This is a genomic window from Moorena sp. SIO4G3, from assembly GCF_010692305.1.
GTDB lineage: Bacteria > Cyanobacteriota > Cyanobacteriia > Cyanobacteriales > Coleofasciculaceae > Moorena > Moorena producens_A.
In genome coordinates, this window is the sequence record NZ_JAAHIG010000143.1 from 1 (window position 1) to 20,105 (window position 20,105).

13 protein-coding genes and 2 pseudogenes are annotated in these 20,105 nt (G+C 44.9%); 7 read left to right on the top strand and 8 right to left on the bottom strand.

Annotation, left to right across the window (positions count from 1 at the left end; genetic code table 11):
- Nucleotides 1-121: pseudogene (locus tag F6J99_RS23140) on the bottom strand (transposase family protein); the annotation flags it as partial.
- Nucleotides 122-234: 113 nt separating this feature from the next.
- On the opposite strand from F6J99_RS23140, the gene F6J99_RS23145 reads away from it, so the two are divergent.
- The 5 genes from F6J99_RS23145 to F6J99_RS23165 all read left to right on the top strand — a co-directional run bounded on the left by F6J99_RS23145 (nt 235) and on the right by F6J99_RS23165 (nt 10,996).
- A complete protein-coding gene (locus F6J99_RS23145; protein WP_293115717.1) occupies nt 235-3,837 on the top strand; it encodes a hemopexin repeat-containing protein in 3,603 nt (1,200 codons plus the stop codon).
- 669 nt (nt 3,838-4,506) lie between these two features.
- Nucleotides 4,507-4,656 carry a hypothetical protein gene (locus F6J99_RS23150; RefSeq protein ID WP_293115695.1) on the top strand — a complete coding sequence of 50 codons (150 nt, stop codon included), beginning with the start codon at nt 4,507-4,509 and terminating at the stop codon, nt 4,654-4,656.
- Nucleotides 4,647-6,851 (top strand): hypothetical protein, encoded by a 2,205-nt coding sequence (locus F6J99_RS23155; RefSeq protein ID WP_293115697.1) that lies wholly within the window; start codon nt 4,647-4,649, stop codon nt 6,849-6,851. Before F6J99_RS23150 ends, F6J99_RS23155 begins: the two co-directional genes overlap by 10 nt.
- A 100-nt stretch (nt 6,852-6,951) precedes the next feature.
- Complete coding sequence (locus F6J99_RS23160) at nt 6,952-9,348, top strand: hypothetical protein (protein WP_293115699.1); 2,397 nt, start codon at nt 6,952-6,954, stop codon at nt 9,346-9,348.
- Between the two features lie 526 nt (nt 9,349-9,874).
- Nucleotides 9,875-10,996, top strand: a complete 1,122-nt coding sequence (locus F6J99_RS23165; RefSeq protein WP_293115701.1) for a GNAT family N-acetyltransferase — start codon at nt 9,875-9,877, stop codon at nt 10,994-10,996.
- Here F6J99_RS23165 and F6J99_RS23170 read toward each other — a convergent pair.
- From F6J99_RS23170 to F6J99_RS23190, 5 genes are all read right to left on the bottom strand, one after another.
- On the bottom strand, nt 10,881-11,216 hold the full coding sequence (locus F6J99_RS23170; protein WP_293115703.1) for a hypothetical protein: 336 nt from the start codon (nt 11,214-11,216) through the stop codon (nt 10,881-10,883). The two genes, F6J99_RS23165 and F6J99_RS23170, sit on opposite strands and share 116 nt — an antisense overlap.
- An 812-nt stretch (nt 11,217-12,028) precedes the next feature.
- The gene (murI, locus tag F6J99_RS23175) at nt 12,029-12,901 is read right to left on the bottom strand and encodes a glutamate racemase (protein WP_293115705.1); all 873 of its coding nucleotides are present in this window, start codon (nt 12,899-12,901) and stop codon (nt 12,029-12,031) included.
- A 125-nt stretch (nt 12,902-13,026) separates the two neighbouring features.
- Nucleotides 13,027-14,961, bottom strand: a complete 1,935-nt coding sequence (locus F6J99_RS23180; protein ID WP_293115707.1) for an N-acetylmuramoyl-L-alanine amidase — start codon at nt 14,959-14,961, stop codon at nt 13,027-13,029.
- Nucleotides 14,962-15,406: 445 nt separating this feature from the next.
- Nucleotides 15,407-16,828 (bottom strand): cation:proton antiporter, encoded by a 1,422-nt coding sequence (locus F6J99_RS23185; RefSeq protein ID WP_293115709.1) that lies wholly within the window; start codon nt 16,826-16,828, stop codon nt 15,407-15,409.
- Nucleotides 16,829-17,124: 296 nt separating this feature from the next.
- Complete coding sequence (locus F6J99_RS23190) at nt 17,125-18,081, bottom strand: hypothetical protein (RefSeq protein ID WP_293115711.1); 957 nt, start codon at nt 18,079-18,081, stop codon at nt 17,125-17,127.
- 391 nt (nt 18,082-18,472) lie between these two features.
- Between F6J99_RS23190 and F6J99_RS23195 the strand changes: the two genes are divergently transcribed.
- Together F6J99_RS23195 and F6J99_RS23200 are read left to right on the top strand one after the other, a co-directional pair.
- The gene (locus F6J99_RS23195) at nt 18,473-19,177 is read left to right on the top strand and encodes a tetratricopeptide repeat protein (protein ID WP_070393684.1); all 705 of its coding nucleotides are present in this window, start codon (nt 18,473-18,475) and stop codon (nt 19,175-19,177) included.
- A 19-nt stretch (nt 19,178-19,196) separates the two neighbouring features.
- The gene (locus F6J99_RS23200; RefSeq protein WP_293060372.1) at nt 19,197-19,349 is read left to right on the top strand and encodes a hypothetical protein; all 153 of its coding nucleotides are present in this window, start codon (nt 19,197-19,199) and stop codon (nt 19,347-19,349) included.
- A 27-nt stretch (nt 19,350-19,376) separates the two neighbouring features.
- Here the strand turns inward: F6J99_RS23200 and F6J99_RS23205 are convergent, their stop codons facing one another.
- Nucleotides 19,377-19,769 carry a hypothetical protein gene (locus tag F6J99_RS23205; protein ID WP_293115713.1) on the bottom strand — a complete coding sequence of 131 codons (393 nt, stop codon included), beginning with the start codon at nt 19,767-19,769 and terminating at the stop codon, nt 19,377-19,379.
- Between the two features lie 91 nt (nt 19,770-19,860).
- Nucleotides 19,861-20,105: pseudogene (locus tag F6J99_RS23210) on the bottom strand (RNA-guided endonuclease TnpB family protein); the annotation flags it as partial.

The window sequence follows — 20,105 nt, forward strand, 5'->3', positions numbered from 1 at the left end:
CCCAACTTAAGAAACCATTTTGAAACTCCTCCGGATTTATTCGGGCAAATACACGACTAAATGTGTCGTGAGAAGGAATACCATTGGGTAACTCTAAAAATTCTTTTAACCATTCATATTTATGAATACTATCGCTACGCCCTGAAAAGTAGTGCCAATGACGGGGTATGGGATACGGTTCCCGATTACATCGAAGATGAATATCCCAAAACCTATGGCGATACCAACAGTAATATCGATGCTGCTTTTGTAATCAACAATTATGTTTATCTGTTCTCCGGCACGGAATACTATCGTCTCGAAGAAAATGATACAATTGAACTAGGCACCGCATCACCAATTGTGGGTAGTTGGGGCAATCTTCCTTCAGAGATTCGTGATTCCGGTCTCTCTGCATCCCTAAACCATGTCGATGGGAACATTGAAACTCTGTACCTGATAAAAGGTAATGCCTACATCAAGTACGAAATGAGTAATGATGAGCAAGCTCAGCCTTACGAAATCAAGGACGTAAACTATGAGTTAATTCGCCTCACTTCCAGCACTGCGGAACAACTCAACCAACTGCTGTTTGCCGATGGTATTGATGAACTGTTGAAACTGTCAACTCAGGAGATTAATGAATCCCCCACCCTCACAAAGGATGGGGAGTCTACGCCTTATAATATCAAGATGAGCCCAGACAAGTTCAGCACGGAGCCAACCAACAGTCATCTTGACTTTAACAGTGCCAACGGCATTTATTATTGGGAAGTGTTCTTCCATGCTCCTTTCCTGATTGCACAAACCCTTAATACGGAACAGCAATTTGAGTATGCCAAGGAGTGGTACGAATATATTTTCGACCCCACCGAAACCTCAGATTACTGGAAGTTCTTGCCCTTCCTGGCTGCTGACCCGGATGCACTAATGGCCAGTTTGTCCTATGATATGGACGAATTTGTAACTTTGTTCAATGAAGGAACTGAAGAAGGAACTGTAAACGTAAATGAAATAGACGGTGTAAGCGCAAGCGAAGTAGAGTCCACTGTATCAAATGCTAGTGATGTAGTGGAAAGTATGGCTACTGTACTAGCACCTTTTCAAGAAGTGTTCTTGGGGCTATTGAACCAAGACTTATATGAAAAAAGTTCTGGTAAAGATTTGGCCGAAATTGAAAGCTGGCAAGAATTCTCAGAATTGAATACGGTAATATCAAACCTTAGTTCATATCTGAGTAATGGTAATATTACTGCATCTACAAGTGATAGTGAATTACTCAATACTTGGGTAAGCGAAATGCAGGAAGTGATGGAAATCCTCAAAAAGCTCGACTTCCGCATCGACTTAATGAGCAACTACAACGCTCAGCTTACTGTGTACCTCGAAGACCCCTTCGACCCCCATGCCATTGCTGACCTGCGTCCCCTTGCTTATCGCAAAGCCATTGTCATGCGCTATATCGATAACTTGCTTGACTGGGGGGACATGCTGTTCCGTCAGTACACCCGCGAAAGCATTAACGAAGCGCGTATGCTTTACATCCTTGCCTACGACCTCCTAGGTGAAAAACCGGAGAATATGGGTCGTGTGGTGTTGGAACCCACCCAAAGCTATAACAGTTTATACACAGACGAAGATGGTAATCAGGTAGAACCGTCGGAGGCCTACGATTTTCTAATTGACCTGGAAAACAGCACCACTGACGGCATGGTAAATGAACAAAGTCTGAGTTTTGCGGCCACTCAGTTCGATACCGTCACCAATCCCTATTTCTTTATTAAAGAAAATGAACTGTTTACAGAATACTGGACGCGGGTGGAAGACCGACTTGGTAAAATCCGTGCCAGCCTGAATATTGATGGTGTAGCTCAACCATTACCGTTGTTCCAGCCCCCAATCGATCCCATGGCTCTAGTAAATGCGGCTGCCAGTGGGGGTGGTATAACTGCTGCCACAATGGCCGCTGCTGGTGCAGCAAGTGTGCCAGATTACCGCTTCAGTTCAATGATGGCCAAAGCTCGCGATTTGGTTGGCAAGCTCAAAAGCTTCAGTGACAACCTGCTCTCAGTCCTGGAGAAGAAAGACTCGGAAGAACTCAGCTTGATGCAAAACAAGCAGAGCGCGATGATTTTGGACATAGTTACCTCCTTGAAAAAAGAACAAATCAAGGAAGCAAAAGAATCCCTCGCGAACCTCAAGGAAACCAAAAACAGTGCCATAGCTCAGATAAATCACTACGAAAACCTAATCTCTGATGGGTATCTGCGAGAAGAGAAATACCAACTCGATCTGATGATGAGTGCTGCTATAATGCACCAAGTGATTTCCCTGGGTCAGATTGCCAGTGGTTTGTCCTACGTTGCACCGCAAATTACCTTAGGTGCCTTTAGTTTCGGGGCTACTGCTGGTGGGAAAAACGTCGGCGATATGATGACTCGATTTGGCGAAGCGGTTCAGACCACTGCTGAAGGTCTTAGCATGTTCGGCGAGATGTCCGGGGTGGCTGCCCAGTTTAAACGTTCTAAGCAAGAGTGGGAGTTGCAGAAAGAGATGGCTGCCAGCGAAGCGATCCAGCTCGACTATCAAATTGCAGCCCAAGAACACCGGATCAAAATGTCAGAAATCGAATTGCTCCAGCATGAGAAGGACATTGAAAATAACGAAGTTATTACCAAGTTCATGAAGAGTAAGTTTTCCAATATGCAGCTCTATAGCTGGATGAGCAGCAAAATCTCCGGTTTATTCTTCCAGACTTTTAAATTAGCCCACGATTACGCCAAAAAAGCCGAGCAAGCCTTTATTTTTGAAAAAGGTATTAAGGCGGGTGAAGTTAACTATATCAATGGCATGTACTGGGAAAACCAGTATCAAGGTCTGCTCAGTGGATCTACCTTAGAGCTGGATCTCGATCGCATGGAAAAAGCTTATGGCTCAATGGACAGTCGTCGTCTGGAAATAACCAAGACTATTTCACTGTTGGAAATGGACCCCCTGGCGTTGTTGCAACTAAAAACCAAAGGTTCCTGCACCTTCCGCTTGAGTGAGGAGTTGTTCGATTACGATTTCCCCGGTCATTACAACCGTCAAATCAAAGCAGTTTCTCTGGCTTTTAATGTTGGCGAAGGTCAGAAGGTAAATGCTACCCTAACCCAGCTCAGCAGTAAACTGGTGATGGATACCGATATCAAAGCAGTGAAACACCTGATGGATCCCGCTAATGAGGCAACTGCCAACGTCCGTGCAGATTGGCGAGCCAATCAGCAGGTGGCTCTGTCCCATGTGGACCAGTATACCGAGAACAGCGGTATGTTTGAGTTGAACTTTGGTGATGAACGCTATCTACCTTTTGAAGGTACTGGTGCTGTTTCTAACTGGAACTTGGAACTAAATGGTAAGAAAGGCGATTACAATCCAAAGGATTTGCTTGATGTCACAATTAAGCTACGTTACACCGCCAAACAAGGTGGTAGCCGCTTTGCTAACGAAGTCAAAGGTGTGCTCAAGCCCTATAATGCTACCAGCTTCTTTGACCTGGCTTATAATTTCACCGATGAGTGGGCTGCTTTGACCGAAGGCGAAACCAATGATGTGAGCATCACCTTTACTCAGGATATGTTCCCCAATATGAGTAGCAGCAAAATTATTGGGTTGTTAATTCGCTATGAATACAAAAACGGTCAGGGTGGGGCGTTCTTTACCATCAATGACAATTTACAAGTACCGAATAACACCTATCTACAACCAACTACTCTCAGTGTTGGTCAAAGGGGCAGTGAGTGGAAATTTACTGTCAGGGGCGATGCCAGCAGTTTGGAGAATGCGGAGATGGTCTTGGTTTACAAGGCGAAGATTTAAAGTAATAAGTAATAAGTAATAAGCTCGTAGGGTGCTGTGACACTAGGCTTGATTGTAAACGATCAATACCGGTTTTCGTGTCACGCACCAACCAAGCTCGTAGGGTGCTGTGACACTAGGCTTGATTGTAAACGATCAATACCGGTTTTCGTGTCACGCACCAACCAAGGTCTTCTGAAAATTGCGTAAATCCTAAAGTAATAAGTAACAAGGAGAAATAGCAAGTTTTTATGATGATTTCACAATCAAGCTGTACAACTTAATCAGTTACACAGCTTGATTGTGGGCGTTGCTGAATTAAGGAATGAATGCGCGATTATCTGGTTTTATTAAAGCCCCCGTTGGTCCCCCAACTTTGGGGGACTTTAAGAGTTTTGTTCCCCCCAGAATTGGGGGGCTAGGGGGGCGAAACCATATCCAGAATCAGTTACACAGCTTGATTGTGGGCGTTGCTGAATTAAGGAATGAATGCGCGATTATCTGGTTTTATTAAAGCCCCCGTTGGTCCCCCAACTTTGGGGGACTTTAAGAGTTTTGTTCCCCCCAGAATTGGGGGGCTAGGGGGGCGAAACCATATCCAGAATCAGTTATACAGCTTGATTGTGAGACAAAAAGTCCTACTTGTTACCCATTACTTATTACTTATTACTTATAGCGTTTCTAGGACTCATGAGGTACACATTAGTTTTTCCCTCTTCCCTCTTCCCTGCTCCCTGCTCCCTGCTCCCTGCTCCCTGCTCCCTAAAAACCATAAAATTGTACCTCACCAGTCGTATAATTGCTATATTACTTATCAAGGAGGTGATATCATGGCCATGAGCCTAAGGCAAAAGAAAAAAATGTTCCGCCGCAAGCAAGATGCCCTCAAGCGTAGCGGTGGTGCTACAAATAACCGACAGAATAGGGGTTTATCACCACCGACTGGTGGCAGGGGCGATCGCTCATCTGGTGGAGGTGAGGCGCGTCAAAAACGGGCAAATTCTTTACAAAATAGCGATTCTGGGTCCCTTACAGTCAGCAAACCACCTAGTTTAAGGCGACAAGATACCAGTGGGGATGTTAGTAAAGCTAAACAAAAAAAAGAACCAAAGCCCACATACGACCTTGGTAAAGGTCGGATGATTTATCCTGTAACCAAAGGAGGAGTTACCCAATACCTACCTGTCCGAAGTCAAGCGAGTGATTCCGAAATCAAGTCGGGTGCATTTGTGGAAGACGCAGCGGTACGAAAAGAACCTGTGAATACCATCTCAGATGCCTCGAAGTTTGAGCGTCCTACCCGAAAGGATGTTAATACTGGTCGGACTTTATTCGCCACCACTACTACCAACAGTAAAGGTAAGGAAAAAACCGAATATCTCCCCCGACAAAGTGAAGCCACTGCTTTGGAATTGAGTTCCGGGAAATATATCCCAGAGAAATCTCCCATCACGGGGGAAGAGTTAAAGCAACCACCCAAGATTGACTCCGATAATGGCGGACGCAAATTGTTTGCCACAAAAGCTGCAGATGGGAGTGTTCAATACTTTCCCAAAAAAAATCAAGCTACTGCCAAGGAATTGGCGGAAGGTCGATATCTTGAGGGATTTGCTGCCAAAGACCCGGTAAATCAGGTCTTAGATTCATCTCAGCTTGGGAATAAACGTCCCACTGTGAGGGATGTCAACACTGGTCGGACTTTGTTCGCTACTGAAACCACTGGTTTACTTGGCACAAAGAAGACTGAATATCTCCCCCGACAAAGCGAAGCTACGGTTGACGAATTAAATGCCGGGAAATATATTCCCGAGAAAGATTCCGTCGCTGGGGAAGAGTTGGAGCAACCACCCAAAACTGACCCCGAAAATGGCGGACGCAAATTGTTTGCTACAGAAGGGGCGGATGGTAGTATTCAATACTTCCCCAGAAAAAATCAAGCCACGGCTATGGAATTGGCGGAAGGTCGCTATCTTGAAGGCTTTGCAGCCAAAGATCCAGTGAATAAGGTCTTAGATTCATCGGAATTGGGTAATGACAGTCCCACTTCTACGGAGGTAAGAACTGGTCGGACTTTGTTCGCCACTGAAACCACTGGTTTGCTTGGCACAAAGAAGACAGAATATCTCCCTCGCCAAAGTGAAGCTACCATTGACGAATTAAATGCCGGGAAATATATCCCGGAAAAAGCTTCAATCGCGGGGGAGGAGTTATACCAACCACCCAAAACTGACCCGGATAATAGCGGACGCAAACTGTTTGCCACAAAAGCGGCGGATGGCACAATTGAATACTTACCCAAAAAGAATGAAGCTACCCCCCAGGAACTGGCTGAAGGTCGGTATCTTGAGGGATTTGCAGCCAAAGATCCGGTGAATCAAATCGAAGAGGCAGCGAATTTTAACCGCCCGACTGTCAAAGATACCAACACGGGACGGACTTTGTTTGCCACCACTACCACAAACTGGTTTGGGAACAAGAAGACGGAATATCTACCCCGCCAAAGTGAAGCCACAGATGGGGAATTGCTTGCGGGGAAATATATCCCCGAGCAAGATTCCATTGTAGAGGAGGTGTTGAACAAGCTGCCAAGATATGACTTTGGCAATCAGCGGGATCTGTTTGCGGTGAAAGCTGATGATGGTAGTACTCAGTACTGGCCGAAAAAGAGTCAAGCCACGGCTAAGGAGCTTTCGGAAGGTCAGTATGTGCCGGATGTGTGGATTAGTCAAAATGCTCCCCTTGGTCCTGGTAATGCTATGACCAATGCCGCACCAAAGTTTGATATTGATAACAATCGCAAAATTTTTGCGGTAATTACTAAGGACGGTAATACGACCTATCTACCGCGAAAAAGCAAGGCGACTTCTGAGGAGAAAGCTCAGGGGTTATTTATCCCAGATGATGTGGTGGAAGAGCATGAAAGTAAACGCCGACGTACTGCCCTCAGGGATGACTCCGCCGATATTGCCCAGCGCCGTGCTCAACGGGCACAAAGGCAGGAGGGCGGTGATTACAGGTCAATTGCTTCCGCCTAGTTGGTCTGTGAAAAAGGAGGAAAAAGTCATTATGTATGGCCAAGCTTGCCAGCAATTAAATAATCAGTCTAATTAATTATTAAATAGGAGAAAAATAGTCATGTCAGGTCTCAGCAGAAAAAGTGGACAAACTAACAGTAAGAAAAAACAACGCTTCAGTGCCGATGATCTCAATATTAATACGGGTCTTAGTCACCGTAAGCTTCGGGACGATAGTGACCGCGCCAAAACAACCGATGATCTCGATAGCATTGATCGAGACGTAGATATTACTGATTTACGCAGTGATGCCGATGCAAAAAGTAATGATGTTATCTCTGATGCTCAAGATGGCGCTCCAATAGGCGACTCAATTAATTTATCTGTAAATTCAAATTTACAACGCCGTAAAAGTTTGTCAGATATCGATAGTCCAAAAAGCGATGTAAAACCAGCTACAAAACTGAAACGCAGTAGGTCGCTTGAAAAATTACCTATTGCTTTGGGCCAGACAATCGACCCTCAAAAGATTGATGAACTCATTAGTAAGATAGATGACGATACGGCTGTATCAAGTCAAGCTCTTATTGAAGTATTAAAACAGTCCGATGATGAAGATGGAGACAATGATCTTATTGATGAAGATGAGGACCTTGATATTATTATTAACCAGGAGGATAACAGATATCTTTCAGTTCCAGCGAATAAAGACATTCTCGATGAATTAGACAACTATAAAAAGCGATTTCCTAATTTTGATCAGCTTGCTGATTCAGATTCTTCAGATATTCAGGAAATTACCATTCCCATTGTTTCAGTCGCTGCTAACGATAAGGGTCAGTTACTGCCAGATGCCGTAAACGAACTACACAGTACTGTCAAACACGAAATTGATAAGATAGAAAATAATCCTTTTATCGATACTCAAAAATTAAGTGCTGAGCAAGCAAGCAAACTACAATCTGACAAAAAGTTGAAGGCTACCCTTGAAAGGTCTCAAAGTGCGCCACTACTTCTGTCACGCAAGAGTGTAAGTCTGGTTGAAGCAGTAGAAAATATTGAATCAGCAGCCGATGATCCGTTGGTATCCAGTAATGACCCTGATGCTAATGTTGCTGATGAATTTTCAGTATCAGCCATAGGTGTTGATGATGAAACAGACAGCGGAAATGAAGTTGAAAATAAAATCGCTCAATATCGTCAGGAAAAACTCAACAATATTGAGAAAAATTTAAATGATATTGAAACAGTATTTAATAAAAGGAAGCTGAAAAAAGAAAAACATACTCGTGTCTTAGAACAAGTCACCAAAACCCGTGACATAATTAGTAAAGTTAAGAAAAAAAATCCGCCAATTTCAGATCTTGATCGGGAAAAGGTTGTGGATGCCCTCAATAAATTAGACACAGTAGCAATATCCTACTTGGGTGATTCCAAAGATGCAACTAGGCAAGCGGTTTTATTGGCTGTTAAGGATAACATTAAACGTTACCTTAAGCCAGATACAGAAATCGCTATGCTCGAATTACAAAGAGTAGTAGCAAAAGCCAACGAACTGGAGGCGCAACTCAATAAGATTGATCCAACTTTAGCAAACAAATTCAAACAAGCGTTTGAACAAGCTATTTCTTCTGGAGAAACCTATAAAAAGGCGTCCATTAAAGACCTCGCCAGATCATTAGCGACAGCCGTTAAAGTGGTCAGTGAAGCCGGGGTTGCAAGTGATGCGACAGGTGGAATTGCGAAGGGAGTTTTTGCTGATAGCCATATATTTGGACTGATTGAAGATTTTGGCGATTCTTTGAAATTTATCGATGCACTGAGAAAAAATGGAGTGACGACCAGAACTGTGCTGACAGGTGGTAAAGTAGCTGCGAGCGTTACCAAAAATGCGAGTAGCGCCGTCAAATCAGGGGTTACAATTGCCGAAGCTGCGGGTTCTGGATCGACAACAGCGACATCAGTTGCAACAGGCGCAACTTTGGCGACGGGTGTTTCCTCAGTAGTTCTGGGAGCTGGCGTTGTCGCGCACAGTGTATGGAAAGCAGGTCGTACTCAGAAACGACTCGGCGGCGCCTCCTCAATTGAAGACCAAAAAATCCAAACTGAGATTAAAAAAAGAATTAAAAGAAAAAGAAATCGCGCTCTGATACAAGCGGTTGGCGGCGCCATAGTTTTTACGGGTGGAGTTTTGCTCATTTTCAGCACTGGAGGTATCGCAGCGCCTGTGGTCTTTGGAACAGCTGCATTAGTCGCCTCTTCATTAGCAGCAAATAGAGCAGGTGGGTCTTTGAAAAAGAAGGACATCACCCGCAAGGAATTAGCAGGCAACATTATGATATATATGAACGAATTAATTGCTAACAATCGTGTGGCTGATGCCCGTAAAGTGGCAGAGGCCTTGACCAATAATAAGCTCAAACAAAATATAATGTTGAATGGCGCCGAAACTGACGCCAGCCCGGAATTGCAAGTCGCCGCATTAAAAATAATCGATCAAAAGTTAAAAACCTGGTGAAACCGACAAGGGACAGGCTACGGTTTTACGGATAGATAATGCCGTCAACAGTACGATCGCTCTTGTATGGTGCGTTCCTTTACACAAGCTCTATCTCGATATTTATCATCTATCTGGAACGCACCACCCCTTACCGAACTTGCTGGATTAACGGGACTTAAACAATTAATTAGGCCAAAATAAGTAGCGTAGGTTGGGTTGAAGAATGAAACCCAACAACCACAATAAGACAAGTAACAAGTAACGAGTAACAAGTAATAAGTTAGACTAAGATGGGTTTGACCTTTAGGGAGCGATCAGATTTTTGTGTAAATGTCCATTTTTACTAACATTTTTACTAACGAAGAATTTAAGATAGCAGCCCCCTTGGACATGATTTTCTCAACACTCCCCATTTTTGTGGGGTAATTTTCTCCTTCGAATAAAGATTTATTATATATTCTGCTGTCATTTGCTATTTGTTACTCATTACTTATTACTCGTTACTCGTTATTTATTAATTGTGATTTTATTAGATAAAACCATTATGAGTAATCATACCGCCCCAACCAACTGGCGGCACAAAATCAAAACCCTATATCAAAAAAAAATTAATCCCCACGAAAGACAAAATTACATTACTTTTATACGGGATAAATTCTTCCCAAACCACAACCTAGCAGAAAACAAACCAATCATCGCCAATCTACCCACAACAAGTATCCTCCAATTAATCAAAGCCAGCAAACACCTAAAGGACTGGCCTTTAATAATTTATTGCTGCGAAGAATACCAAAATCGTCTGGATAAAGCAGTATCCGGCTACAAGCTACCACCTCACAGTATAGACAACCTACGCTTGCTCAGCAGAGCCTATCAACAGCTAGGCATGTTTGATTCTGCTGAAAAAACCTTACAACGGGTAATCCAGAGTAGCGATCGCCAGCAATTAATCGAGGAGTACCAGCAATTACAATTACGAACAAAGGGCTTACCCAAAGGAGTTGAAACACTCCGCTCGGACCAACTACTACTAACTCCTTTACAAACTTACCACGAAGACGATTTTTTATGGCAATACGCCGACCCCAATATAGCCGAATTGTGTAACCTACCGGACTTTGACGAAGAAGAAGACTGGCAGGAATGGCTCAAGACAAACCAGACCAAATCAACAAAATATCAGTTTGCTGTCAACCATAAATATTGGGGGTTTATCGGTTCTGTAGGTCTGGAAATATCTCAACGGATTGGCTTTTTTTACTACTGGTTAGGTACAGATTTTCAAGGAAATGGTTATGGGTCTCAAGCGGTAAGGATTATGCTTGATTGGGCTAGCCGTTATTTAGGTTTGCGCTGTTGTTACGCCAAAGCCTATAAACATAACATCCCATCCAAAAAAGCCATGGAAAAAATTGGCTTTCGACCTTTGCCATGCAAAGTGGTCATTCCAGAAAGAGAAGACTATGAGGAAGAACTGTTTTATTGGGGAGAACATCAAACCGATCGTCTTTCATTATCCGAAATCAACCGCTTTTTTATGGGTCAAGGTTTCAATGAGCGGGTAGTTCTTTCACAACAGAGTAGCAACGGATACAGAAGTAATCACAGACGTGACTTTTCAACCAATCTAAAAAAGTTAACTCCAAACCTAACCTCACAGGGGTAGGTTTTTTAGATTTGGGTCGGGAGTCGGGAATCGGGAGTCGGGAATCGGGAATCGGGAGTCGGGAATCGGGAATCGGGAATCGGGAGTCGGGAATCGGGAATCGGGAATCGGGAATCGGGAATCGGGAATCGGGAGTCGGGAAAAGCGGGAAATGGGGAGAATTATCCCGGTTTTGTTTATATATTTTGATACATATTTTGAAGAATTTATACGTAATCAAAGTACATACTTGCCCCTTTGTAAAAAACCTACCCTTGTAAGGATGGGGAGATGGGGAAATGGGGATAATTTTGGACGAATACTCGGGATTTTGGGGAAATTTATCTAACCTTTATCGAAGGCTGTTAACAAATTGTTAGTGAGAAAAGTTGATTGAAGGCGGCTAATTCGTCAGATTTTAACGACCTTATTTGGGCATTCTTCGGGAAATTTTAGTTTATTTCCCTATCCCCCTATCGTTAACTTACTAAAGTTTGAAATAGCCCATGGTGACTTAAAGGGGTTAATTTGACCGAAAAAATTGCGAAAAATTAATCATGATAATAACTAACTTAGGTGAAATCGCCTCTGAGCAACGACTTCACCTAAGGGAAATGGGATGCGGTGACAATTGCCTCCACAAGCAAATTTATGGTCAAAAAAATCGGTCTATTATTGATCAATCTACCGATTGTGACATACTCCCACACTGAACCTGTAAGGTCAGTGTGGGCTTCTTGCCAACTCCACCCAACGGTTCGGATACTCGGCAAGCTTTATTAACGACACGGGATGCCCCTCCGCGCCGGAACAATACAAAAATTCGATTTTTTTGCTAGTTAAATAGCTGACAAACCAGCATTTAAGGCCTTTGGCCACGCTACGCGAACGGCTTTGTTTATCAGTAAATATATTATAGCAATTCCATACATACTCTGTGCAAAATTCATCCCACACCTATGCTGCGCATTAGGTGTGGGGCTTCTAATGCCTGCCAGCTAAAGGTGCGCTTTCGGTGATGGCGTTCGCGTAGCGTGACCTACGGTCAAGGGATTACTCGCCATCATGGGTGGCACCTAAAGGTATCGTAGGCATTGAGACCTGTGGTAGGTGTATTTTTTCAACTGTTGGAGTGTAACCCAGCCATTGTAGGGACTGTTGGGCAAACTGTTGAGGACAACCGCTGACCCCAAAGCGAGTTGGTATTGCCTCCCCAGTATTCCGCCCTCCAATTAAATCGAGTTCTTGAGCAGCAGCAGCAACAACGTATTTTGCTGGGTCTACCAATTTAACGTCTGGGGGTAATATTTCCCGCAGGATCGGTTCTAGATGGGGATAATGAGTACAGCCATAAACTAGGGTATCGATTTGGGCTGCTAGCAAAGGTTCTAGGTACTGCCGTGCTACCGCTGTAGTGTAGGGTTCGCACAAGCGATTTTCCTCCACTAATGGCACAAACTCCGGACAACCCACTTGCCAGACCTGAGCCGTTGGTTCAACCTCTAAAATAGCATTTCGATAAGCATTGCTGGCAGCCGTAGCTGGTGTAGCAATTACCCCAATCCGACGACCTTGGTGGAGCGCTGCACGGGCACCCGGTAGAATCAGCCCCAGAATTGGGATGTCATACTCACTACGCAGAGTTTCCAATGCCAGAGCCGAACTGGTATTGCAGGCCATCACCACCATTTTGACCTCCTGTTGCACCATCCAGCTAAGAATCTCGAAGCCGAACTGCACGATTTCATCCGCAGACCTGGTACCGTAGGGTAGCCTTGCTGTGTCCGCAAAGTAAATAATTGATTCGGATGGTAGTTGTTTGTATAGTTCCCTCAGAACGGTCAGACCCCCCACACCACTGTCGAAAATCCCGATAGGACGACTCTGGGGTTGAGTTCGAGAGATCAAAATTGGGTTATTGATCATTGGCTAAGAATTGGCACCTACCCACCCAGGGGTAATAAACAGATTACTTGAGTTCGCTCAAAACAAGAAAATCGTTAAATTATAGGTTAGCAATTATCAATTAAGAATTGACAAAATATCAGAACTTAACTTAGGTCAACCGATTCTGCCGAATATAACCGATTTTGCCGAATATATAGGAGGATGCCACGAGCGATCGCTCTAGCCATCTGGCTGCGATAGGCGGCAGTTTTTAGTTTAGCTGAGTCTTCATAGCCAGTTAGAAAACCAACTTCTACCAAAACTGCTGGCATGGAGGTTTTCCTGAGCACATAAAACCTCGCCCGTCGGGTACGTCGGTCACTAATATCCACGCTCCGCAAGATAGTGTAGTGGATGGTTTGGGCAAGACTCTGACCAGTAGAGTAGTAGTAAGTCTCTAATCCATTCACATCCGGTCGCTTACCCCCGATAGCATTGGCGTGGATGCTGACAAATAAATCAGCATCCGTCCGTTCTGCCACTTGAACTCGTCCATCCAGACTGATGAATCGGTCATCTGAGCGAGTCATGACAACCTGGATCCCCTGTTTTTCCAACAGCGCTTCCACCTGTCGGGAAATCGACAAATTAACATCTTTTTCTTGTATACCCCCAATACCAATAGCACCAGGGTCTTTGCCACCGTGTCCGGCATCAATGACCACTACCAGGCGCTCTTTGGGAACCCGACGTCTGGGAATTGGTGGGCGAGTCCGGTTAGGCGGTGGCACAGGAATCGAGTGAGGCGGTGGCACAGAAATCGAGCGGGGGGGTATCCTGGTTGGCCTGCGTGATATCAATGGTCTCAGTTGCAGAGCCAACAGCTGATCATTGAGCTGATTGAGGCTACCAATCCGGGTACCGTTTGATGGCTGTACCAAAATCAGCACCGTGTTTTTGTCCTCCTGCCGTACCATCACCTCTGATACGGGACTAGTGGGATTAAGTTGAGGGCCACTGAACTTCTCAGCTAGTTTGGCATTCGGTATAGTAATTTGGTAAGCCTTTGAACGAGGATCCCATTTGCTAGTGGCTCTGACCCGTTGGTTAGCCTTAATCAACAGCTGAGTCTGATTACTAGCCAGTTCCACTGACCCAATGGTGGCTAACTTACCGATATTAGCCGAGCCACGAGATTGAATCGGTTTCGTTGGCACTTTGGATGTTGGTCCATTATCTAAGCGTTGAGCTGGGATTCCCCTAGGGAAAATCAACACCCCTCCCAATCTTTCACTGAACGATGCCAGCCAATCAGGGCTGTCACTATCCACATTCAGGGTCATCCGGACAATCGGTGGGGACTCTTTTTTCTTTTCAAACTCGATTTTGCTAACCCCGTAGCGATTTACATCCAAATCCTCCCCTAACAAACTCTCGGGAATCGTAACCCCTTCTAGGTCGATGTTAATGCGGCGGTTATTGCGACTTCGTTCGATTTGAATGATAGGTTTCCCACCATCGGTACTGACAAAAAATCCATTTCTATTGATCTCAAAGCCTTGGCGGCGAATCCCCGGATTGGATCTCGGAATAGTTGGATTTGATCTTGGAATAGTTGGCCGTGGTGGAGGGGATTGAGTGCGAGTCGGTGGCTGAGCTGGTGGTAGGGATGGCGGTGCTGGGTTAGGCAGAACCGGCAATGACCCTCGATAAGGCTGAGGTAATTGTACAGTCCACTGATTGGGGCTAATACCCCTAAATTTTACCTGCTGGGGGTCTATAGTGTAACCAGGAGCCAATTCAACCACAATCCGAGTGGTTTGTCTCTCAAATTGACCCACTCGCACTTCTCGAATCGCCCCGCTTAGACGCTGATTTGTTGATGGACCTCCGACGTTAATTCCCGGTAAATCAATGACTAACCGGGTAGGATTAGAAATGAGTTGGGCTGTGGGTTGTACACCCACATCAGTGGTAAATTCCAGGCGATTCTGATTGCGATCATATTGCCAAAATAGTAGTTCACGGGCTTGAGCCGCCAATGAAAATAGAGAAAATGTCAAAGAGCTGGAGAGTAGCAGTAGCCAGCGAAACCTCACAATTATTACTCCTGTATCATGTATATTAGGTAATTGGTTATAGCAATTGGTTATAGCAATTGGTTATAGCAGCTGTTAGCGGTTAAGTATTAGACCCTAACAGCTGCCTATAGTAGGCTATAGTTAACCGCTAATCCCTAACCGCTCACGATGAATACCCCTAATTAATAGCCCAGTCAACCAATGTAAGCGTCTGTTTGACTAATAAGATTAATCAGATTAATCTTATTAAAACCGTTAACAGACTCGGACGTAGAGTAGCTTGGTTAAGTTTCAAGAGTTTCAGTATACACGGGTTTCTCTGAATCGAAAATTTGGTTTTAGTTAACACACTTAGCTCAAATCTTAAAGCATACACAATCAACTAAATTGAACAGGATTCTTCAAGAATCCTGCATCAATAATTGTCTTCACTCAGCCAGCTCAGATACCATTAGAAAAAGTCTCAAGACTCTCCAGCTGTTTCCACCGGCTCAGATGGCTCTTGAAAGACCAACCGCAACAAAGGCGGAGCGATAAAAGTCGTTAAGATAACCATCATGATAATCGCTGCTTCAGTGGCTTCTGAAAGAGCACCACTTGCTGAACCAACACCAGCAAAGACTAGCCCCACTTCACCTCTGGGAATCATGCCAACCCCAATAGCCAGACGGTTAATTCCTGATTGACCAAAGACTGTCAATCCTGTGATCACCTTACCAAGAATTGCCACCACAATCAGGAAAGTTGCCAAGATCAAACCCTCGCGATTACTGGGAACTGCTGGGTTAAGCACACTCAAATCAGTTTTGGCTCCCACTGTAACAAAGAAGATGGGCACAAGTATATCTGCCACTGGTAGGACCTGTTCTTCCAATTCTCGACGCTTATCCGTTTCTGCTAAGACCAGCCCAGCAGCAAAGGCTCCTAAAATGGCTTCTAATTGGATAGCTGTGGCAATATAGGACAAGACAAAGGCAAAAATGAGTGCTGTCAGTAATACCTGACCTCGAGTTTTCATTTCCTTGACCAAGGCAACGAAATACGGACCGAGGAAGCGACCGATTAGAATTGCTCCAACTAGGAAGACACCAGCACTAATAATCAAATAGATCACATTAGTGATCACGACTTCCCCAGTTTTTGCCAGACTAGCCACCACAGCCAGGACAATAATTCCTAAGACATCATCGAGTACGGCAGCACCAATGATAATTTGCCCTTCTTTAGAACTCAGCTGTCCAATTTCTGCTAGGACTTTAGCGGTAATCCCGATACTAGTGGCAGTTAGGGCAGCACCAGCAAAAATAGCAGGAACAGCAGAAATATGAAATAGGTAAGCTAAACCAGCAGTACCAGCAGCAAAGGGAACAACCACCCCAACTACAGCTACTACAGCGGCCTGCGGACCAACACGGATCAGTTCTTTGAGGTCAGACTCTAGTCCAATTTCAAATAACAGGATGATCACGCCGAGTTCCGCTAAGACGGAAATCACCTCGCTAGTAGACTGAAATACTGAGTTGGTAGCTTCTGGGGTTAGACCAGCGGTAGTTTGGAGAAAGCTCATCATTACGGAATTGCTAGCCGCACTGCCCCCTTCTGGGAAAACTAGCAGATTTAGAGCAGAAACCCCGACAACTACACCACCGACCAATTCCCCTAATACCGGTGGTAAGTTAATCCGAGCACAAATTTCGCCTCCGAGTTTACTGGCGAAGTAGATCACCACTAGACTCAATAGCACTCCTGCAAGAACCAGTGAACCGTTTTCTGCTTCATTAGCAGTGGCTTCAGTTGCTGTTGCCAATAGGGATGGGAGAGGGTGTTCAGGGGCTAGGAATGGTAAGGGGGTGAGGAGATTCACCCAGCCAGTTATATCAGCCATGTAGTTGCAAATAAATCATTCATTATACTTTACAAAAATTATGGCAATCCTTGAGCCTCTAAGGTCTAGTCAGGGGCTCAAACTAAGCTATTACTCTGTCAATTTAGTTTTGAGGGTTAGGTGTTAGGTGTTAGGTATTAGGTGTCAGGTGTTAGGTCTGAGGTGTTAGATGTTGGGTTAACTTCTGATATTTAATGCCTAAGGTAAGCGTGCCTAAGCGTATCGTGGGATCATGCCTAATCAAGCCCATGGGAAAGGACCAGTGTGTCTAGGATAAGAACAACCCGATGGCTTGGTTAAAATAGCTCATGGGGAAAATCATCACATCTTAACCTTTCGTATTCTTTGAGAGCCCACTCATTTTCTTCAGTGTATTTCGTTACCAGCTTAATGCATTGCTGTCTACGTCGATCCTGCTGCTGAGCTTTTTGTTGTGCTTTTTCTCTGGCTATGCGTTGAGCTTCTTGCTGGGCTTGTTGTCTGACTCGTTTAGCTTCTTGGTGGGCTTGTCGTCTGACTCGTTGAGCTTCTTGGTGGGCTTCTATGGTAGAAATTTTCGCATCTGCCCTGTCTATAATTGGTTCAACTTGCTTTTGCCAATAGCCAGTGGTCACCCTCCTAGCGTTTTGCTTAGCCTGTTGCCATTGACCTGCCTCCAGGGCTTGAAGTGCTTGTTTGCGAATCGATACATTCACAGCCCACTCTTGTTTCCATTGGGCAATGGTCTCCGGTAATCTTTGACGAATTAGATTAGTTTCAGGAATGACCTGAGTTAGAGCAATGGCTTCATTGAGCTTCCCTTGTTCCTGATACAGCTTGGTAGCTTTCTGAAATAGGCTGTTAGACCACTGATCAATTAACTGTTGTGCCTCTTGGTAAGGATCACTATCTGGGGTCAGCTTATTGGCCTCGATAATTGCGTCTTTAAATTGGTTCGCTGCAGCTAGTATCTTAGCTTTGCCAAATAGTTTCTCGGCGCACTCATTGAAAATAACCTGAGTCTGTTGATATATAGGCGACTTTTTAGGAATAGTAGTGGCTTTATTGATGCATTTTTCATATTCCCGTTCTGATCGGTGCTTCTGAACCTCTTCTAAGCGTAAGAGTAGATTTCGATAACTTTGCCATTCTTGATATGACCAACCTAGCCCTGCACCAATGACAGCAACTGCTAGCCACATCCCTACCATTCGCAGCCATTGGTTGGTTGGGGGCGAAGACACAGGTGGAATTGAAGGGGGAAGGGATGACACAGGATTTCCTCCTGAGAGTGGATGCTATGGAATAGTAACTATACTATTTTGAACATATCTATCCGCTTTGTGCTATACCTGCAGTTCAGTAATGAGACCACTACCCCAAACCCCAAACCCAAAACCCCGTCAGGAATTGTGCATCTTCCCAACAGTGTCCACTCCCAACCCCTCTATAAAAGAATCCCAACAAAATTAATTCGTCTTTCAGGAAACTGTCATATTACTGCTGTAGTCTTCAAAGAAGAGTCCCAAGTCCGAGGGACAATCTGGATGGTTTTCTTGGGTACACCGAAGACGCATGAATAAGTGACACATTAAGACCAACCAGCTGGGTGCTGTTAGCCGTAAGGTTGAATCTAGATAGGCTGCAAATGAGGTTGAGGCAATTATGAATGCTCCTACTTTTCTAAATCGGCAAAACCATAATCGACAGTGGTTCCCAATGTCCCGCAAAAACCACAGGCATTTAGCACCAGTGAAGCTAGTGCCTAGAAAAAGCCACATACATTCTGTGAAAAGCCTGCGCACCTTAGCAAACTCGAAAGTGAAACAAGGGGATTACAGCAGTGCGATCGCATTGTTAACCCAGTTGATTAATCTCAATCCCACCAGCGCATCAGACTACAACAATCGGGGATTGCTGTATTTCCAAAGTGGTCAGCCTTACAAAGCTCTATTTGATTACAATCAGGCACTGCGAATTGATCCCAGATTGGACAGTGCTTACAACAATCGCGCTAATTATTATGCATCAGTTGGGCAACTGGCTGAAGCCCTCACCGACTACGAGCAAGCTATTGATCTCAATCCGGGAAATATCCGCACCTGGATTAACCAAGCGATCACCTTCCGGGAATTGGGATTGTACGATTTAGCCCTAGAAAACCTTGACATGGCTCTAATGCTAGGATGCCTGGAAGACCATGTCTATGCTCAGAGAGGGCGTACTTACCATCTCAGGGGTGACTGGAACTGTGCCATCAGCGACTATCAAAAGGCTTTGAAGTGGCTGCCATTGTCTGGTTCTTCTGATTCCTTGCGCGAGAAAGTGGAAAATTGGATCAATGATTTGCTTAAGCCACTGAGAGCTTGAAGGGATTAGTGGTTAGCTCTTGCGTCCCAAACAGCGATTCTCCCTAGGAGACGCTACGGGAGTCACGGGAAGCTTCCGCGCTTATGGGATTGGCCTATGGCCACGCTACGGGATTGACCGTAGGTCACGCGGGGCGCGAACGCACAGAGCTTGCTCTACCGATTACCTTTAGCTCAGTTTATGCCCACCGGAAGTATAACTAATTTCCATCCCCTAAGTCTGGATCTTGCCAGACGACTTGAAGCTGATTCGGATCACGTCGTAAGCTTTGCTCTCGCATTACTTTCTGGGCTTGCCTGGGGTCAAAAGAGCGACTGAATTCACGGCGCAAGTTATTCACTCGTGTCTCAGTTCGCTTCACCTCTCGTTTGACTTCTCGCAACTTGGCTTGCTGTGAGAGATGATAAGGTAATAGTTCCATGAGTGCGGTAATGGCAGCAGCACAGAGAACTAGGTTTACAAGTAACTTAGCAGTAGTTTCACCAGCAACTGCCCCGTAAGACTGTCGCTGCGGACGGTGCTTGATTCGAGGAACTCTTCGGCGAGGTTTTGATGGTACCCGAGTTGAGTGAGAGGGTTGGATTGCGTTCATTTCCGTTTACAATGCCACGCTGGTACACCAGCGCCCTTGGGTTTATTATTGGGTTGATTAGGATAGAGTTTTGAGTATGCACCGATACTTTTTAGCTACCAAAATCTACCAAAGGCAAATCAAGGCTCACTAATGCAAGCTGATTTCTCAGCCAGGGGGTATCTCCCAGGGCATGGCCGTAGGCCACGCTGCGCGAACGCAGGAATATCCCACGAGCGCCGTTAATGTCTCGATCCATAGATCGGCCATCAACTTTTGATTTAATTATTTTGCTGCCGCCGATGTTAACCAGCTCCCCAGTCCAACTAACGGTTTTACTCGTATAGGCTTCACAAA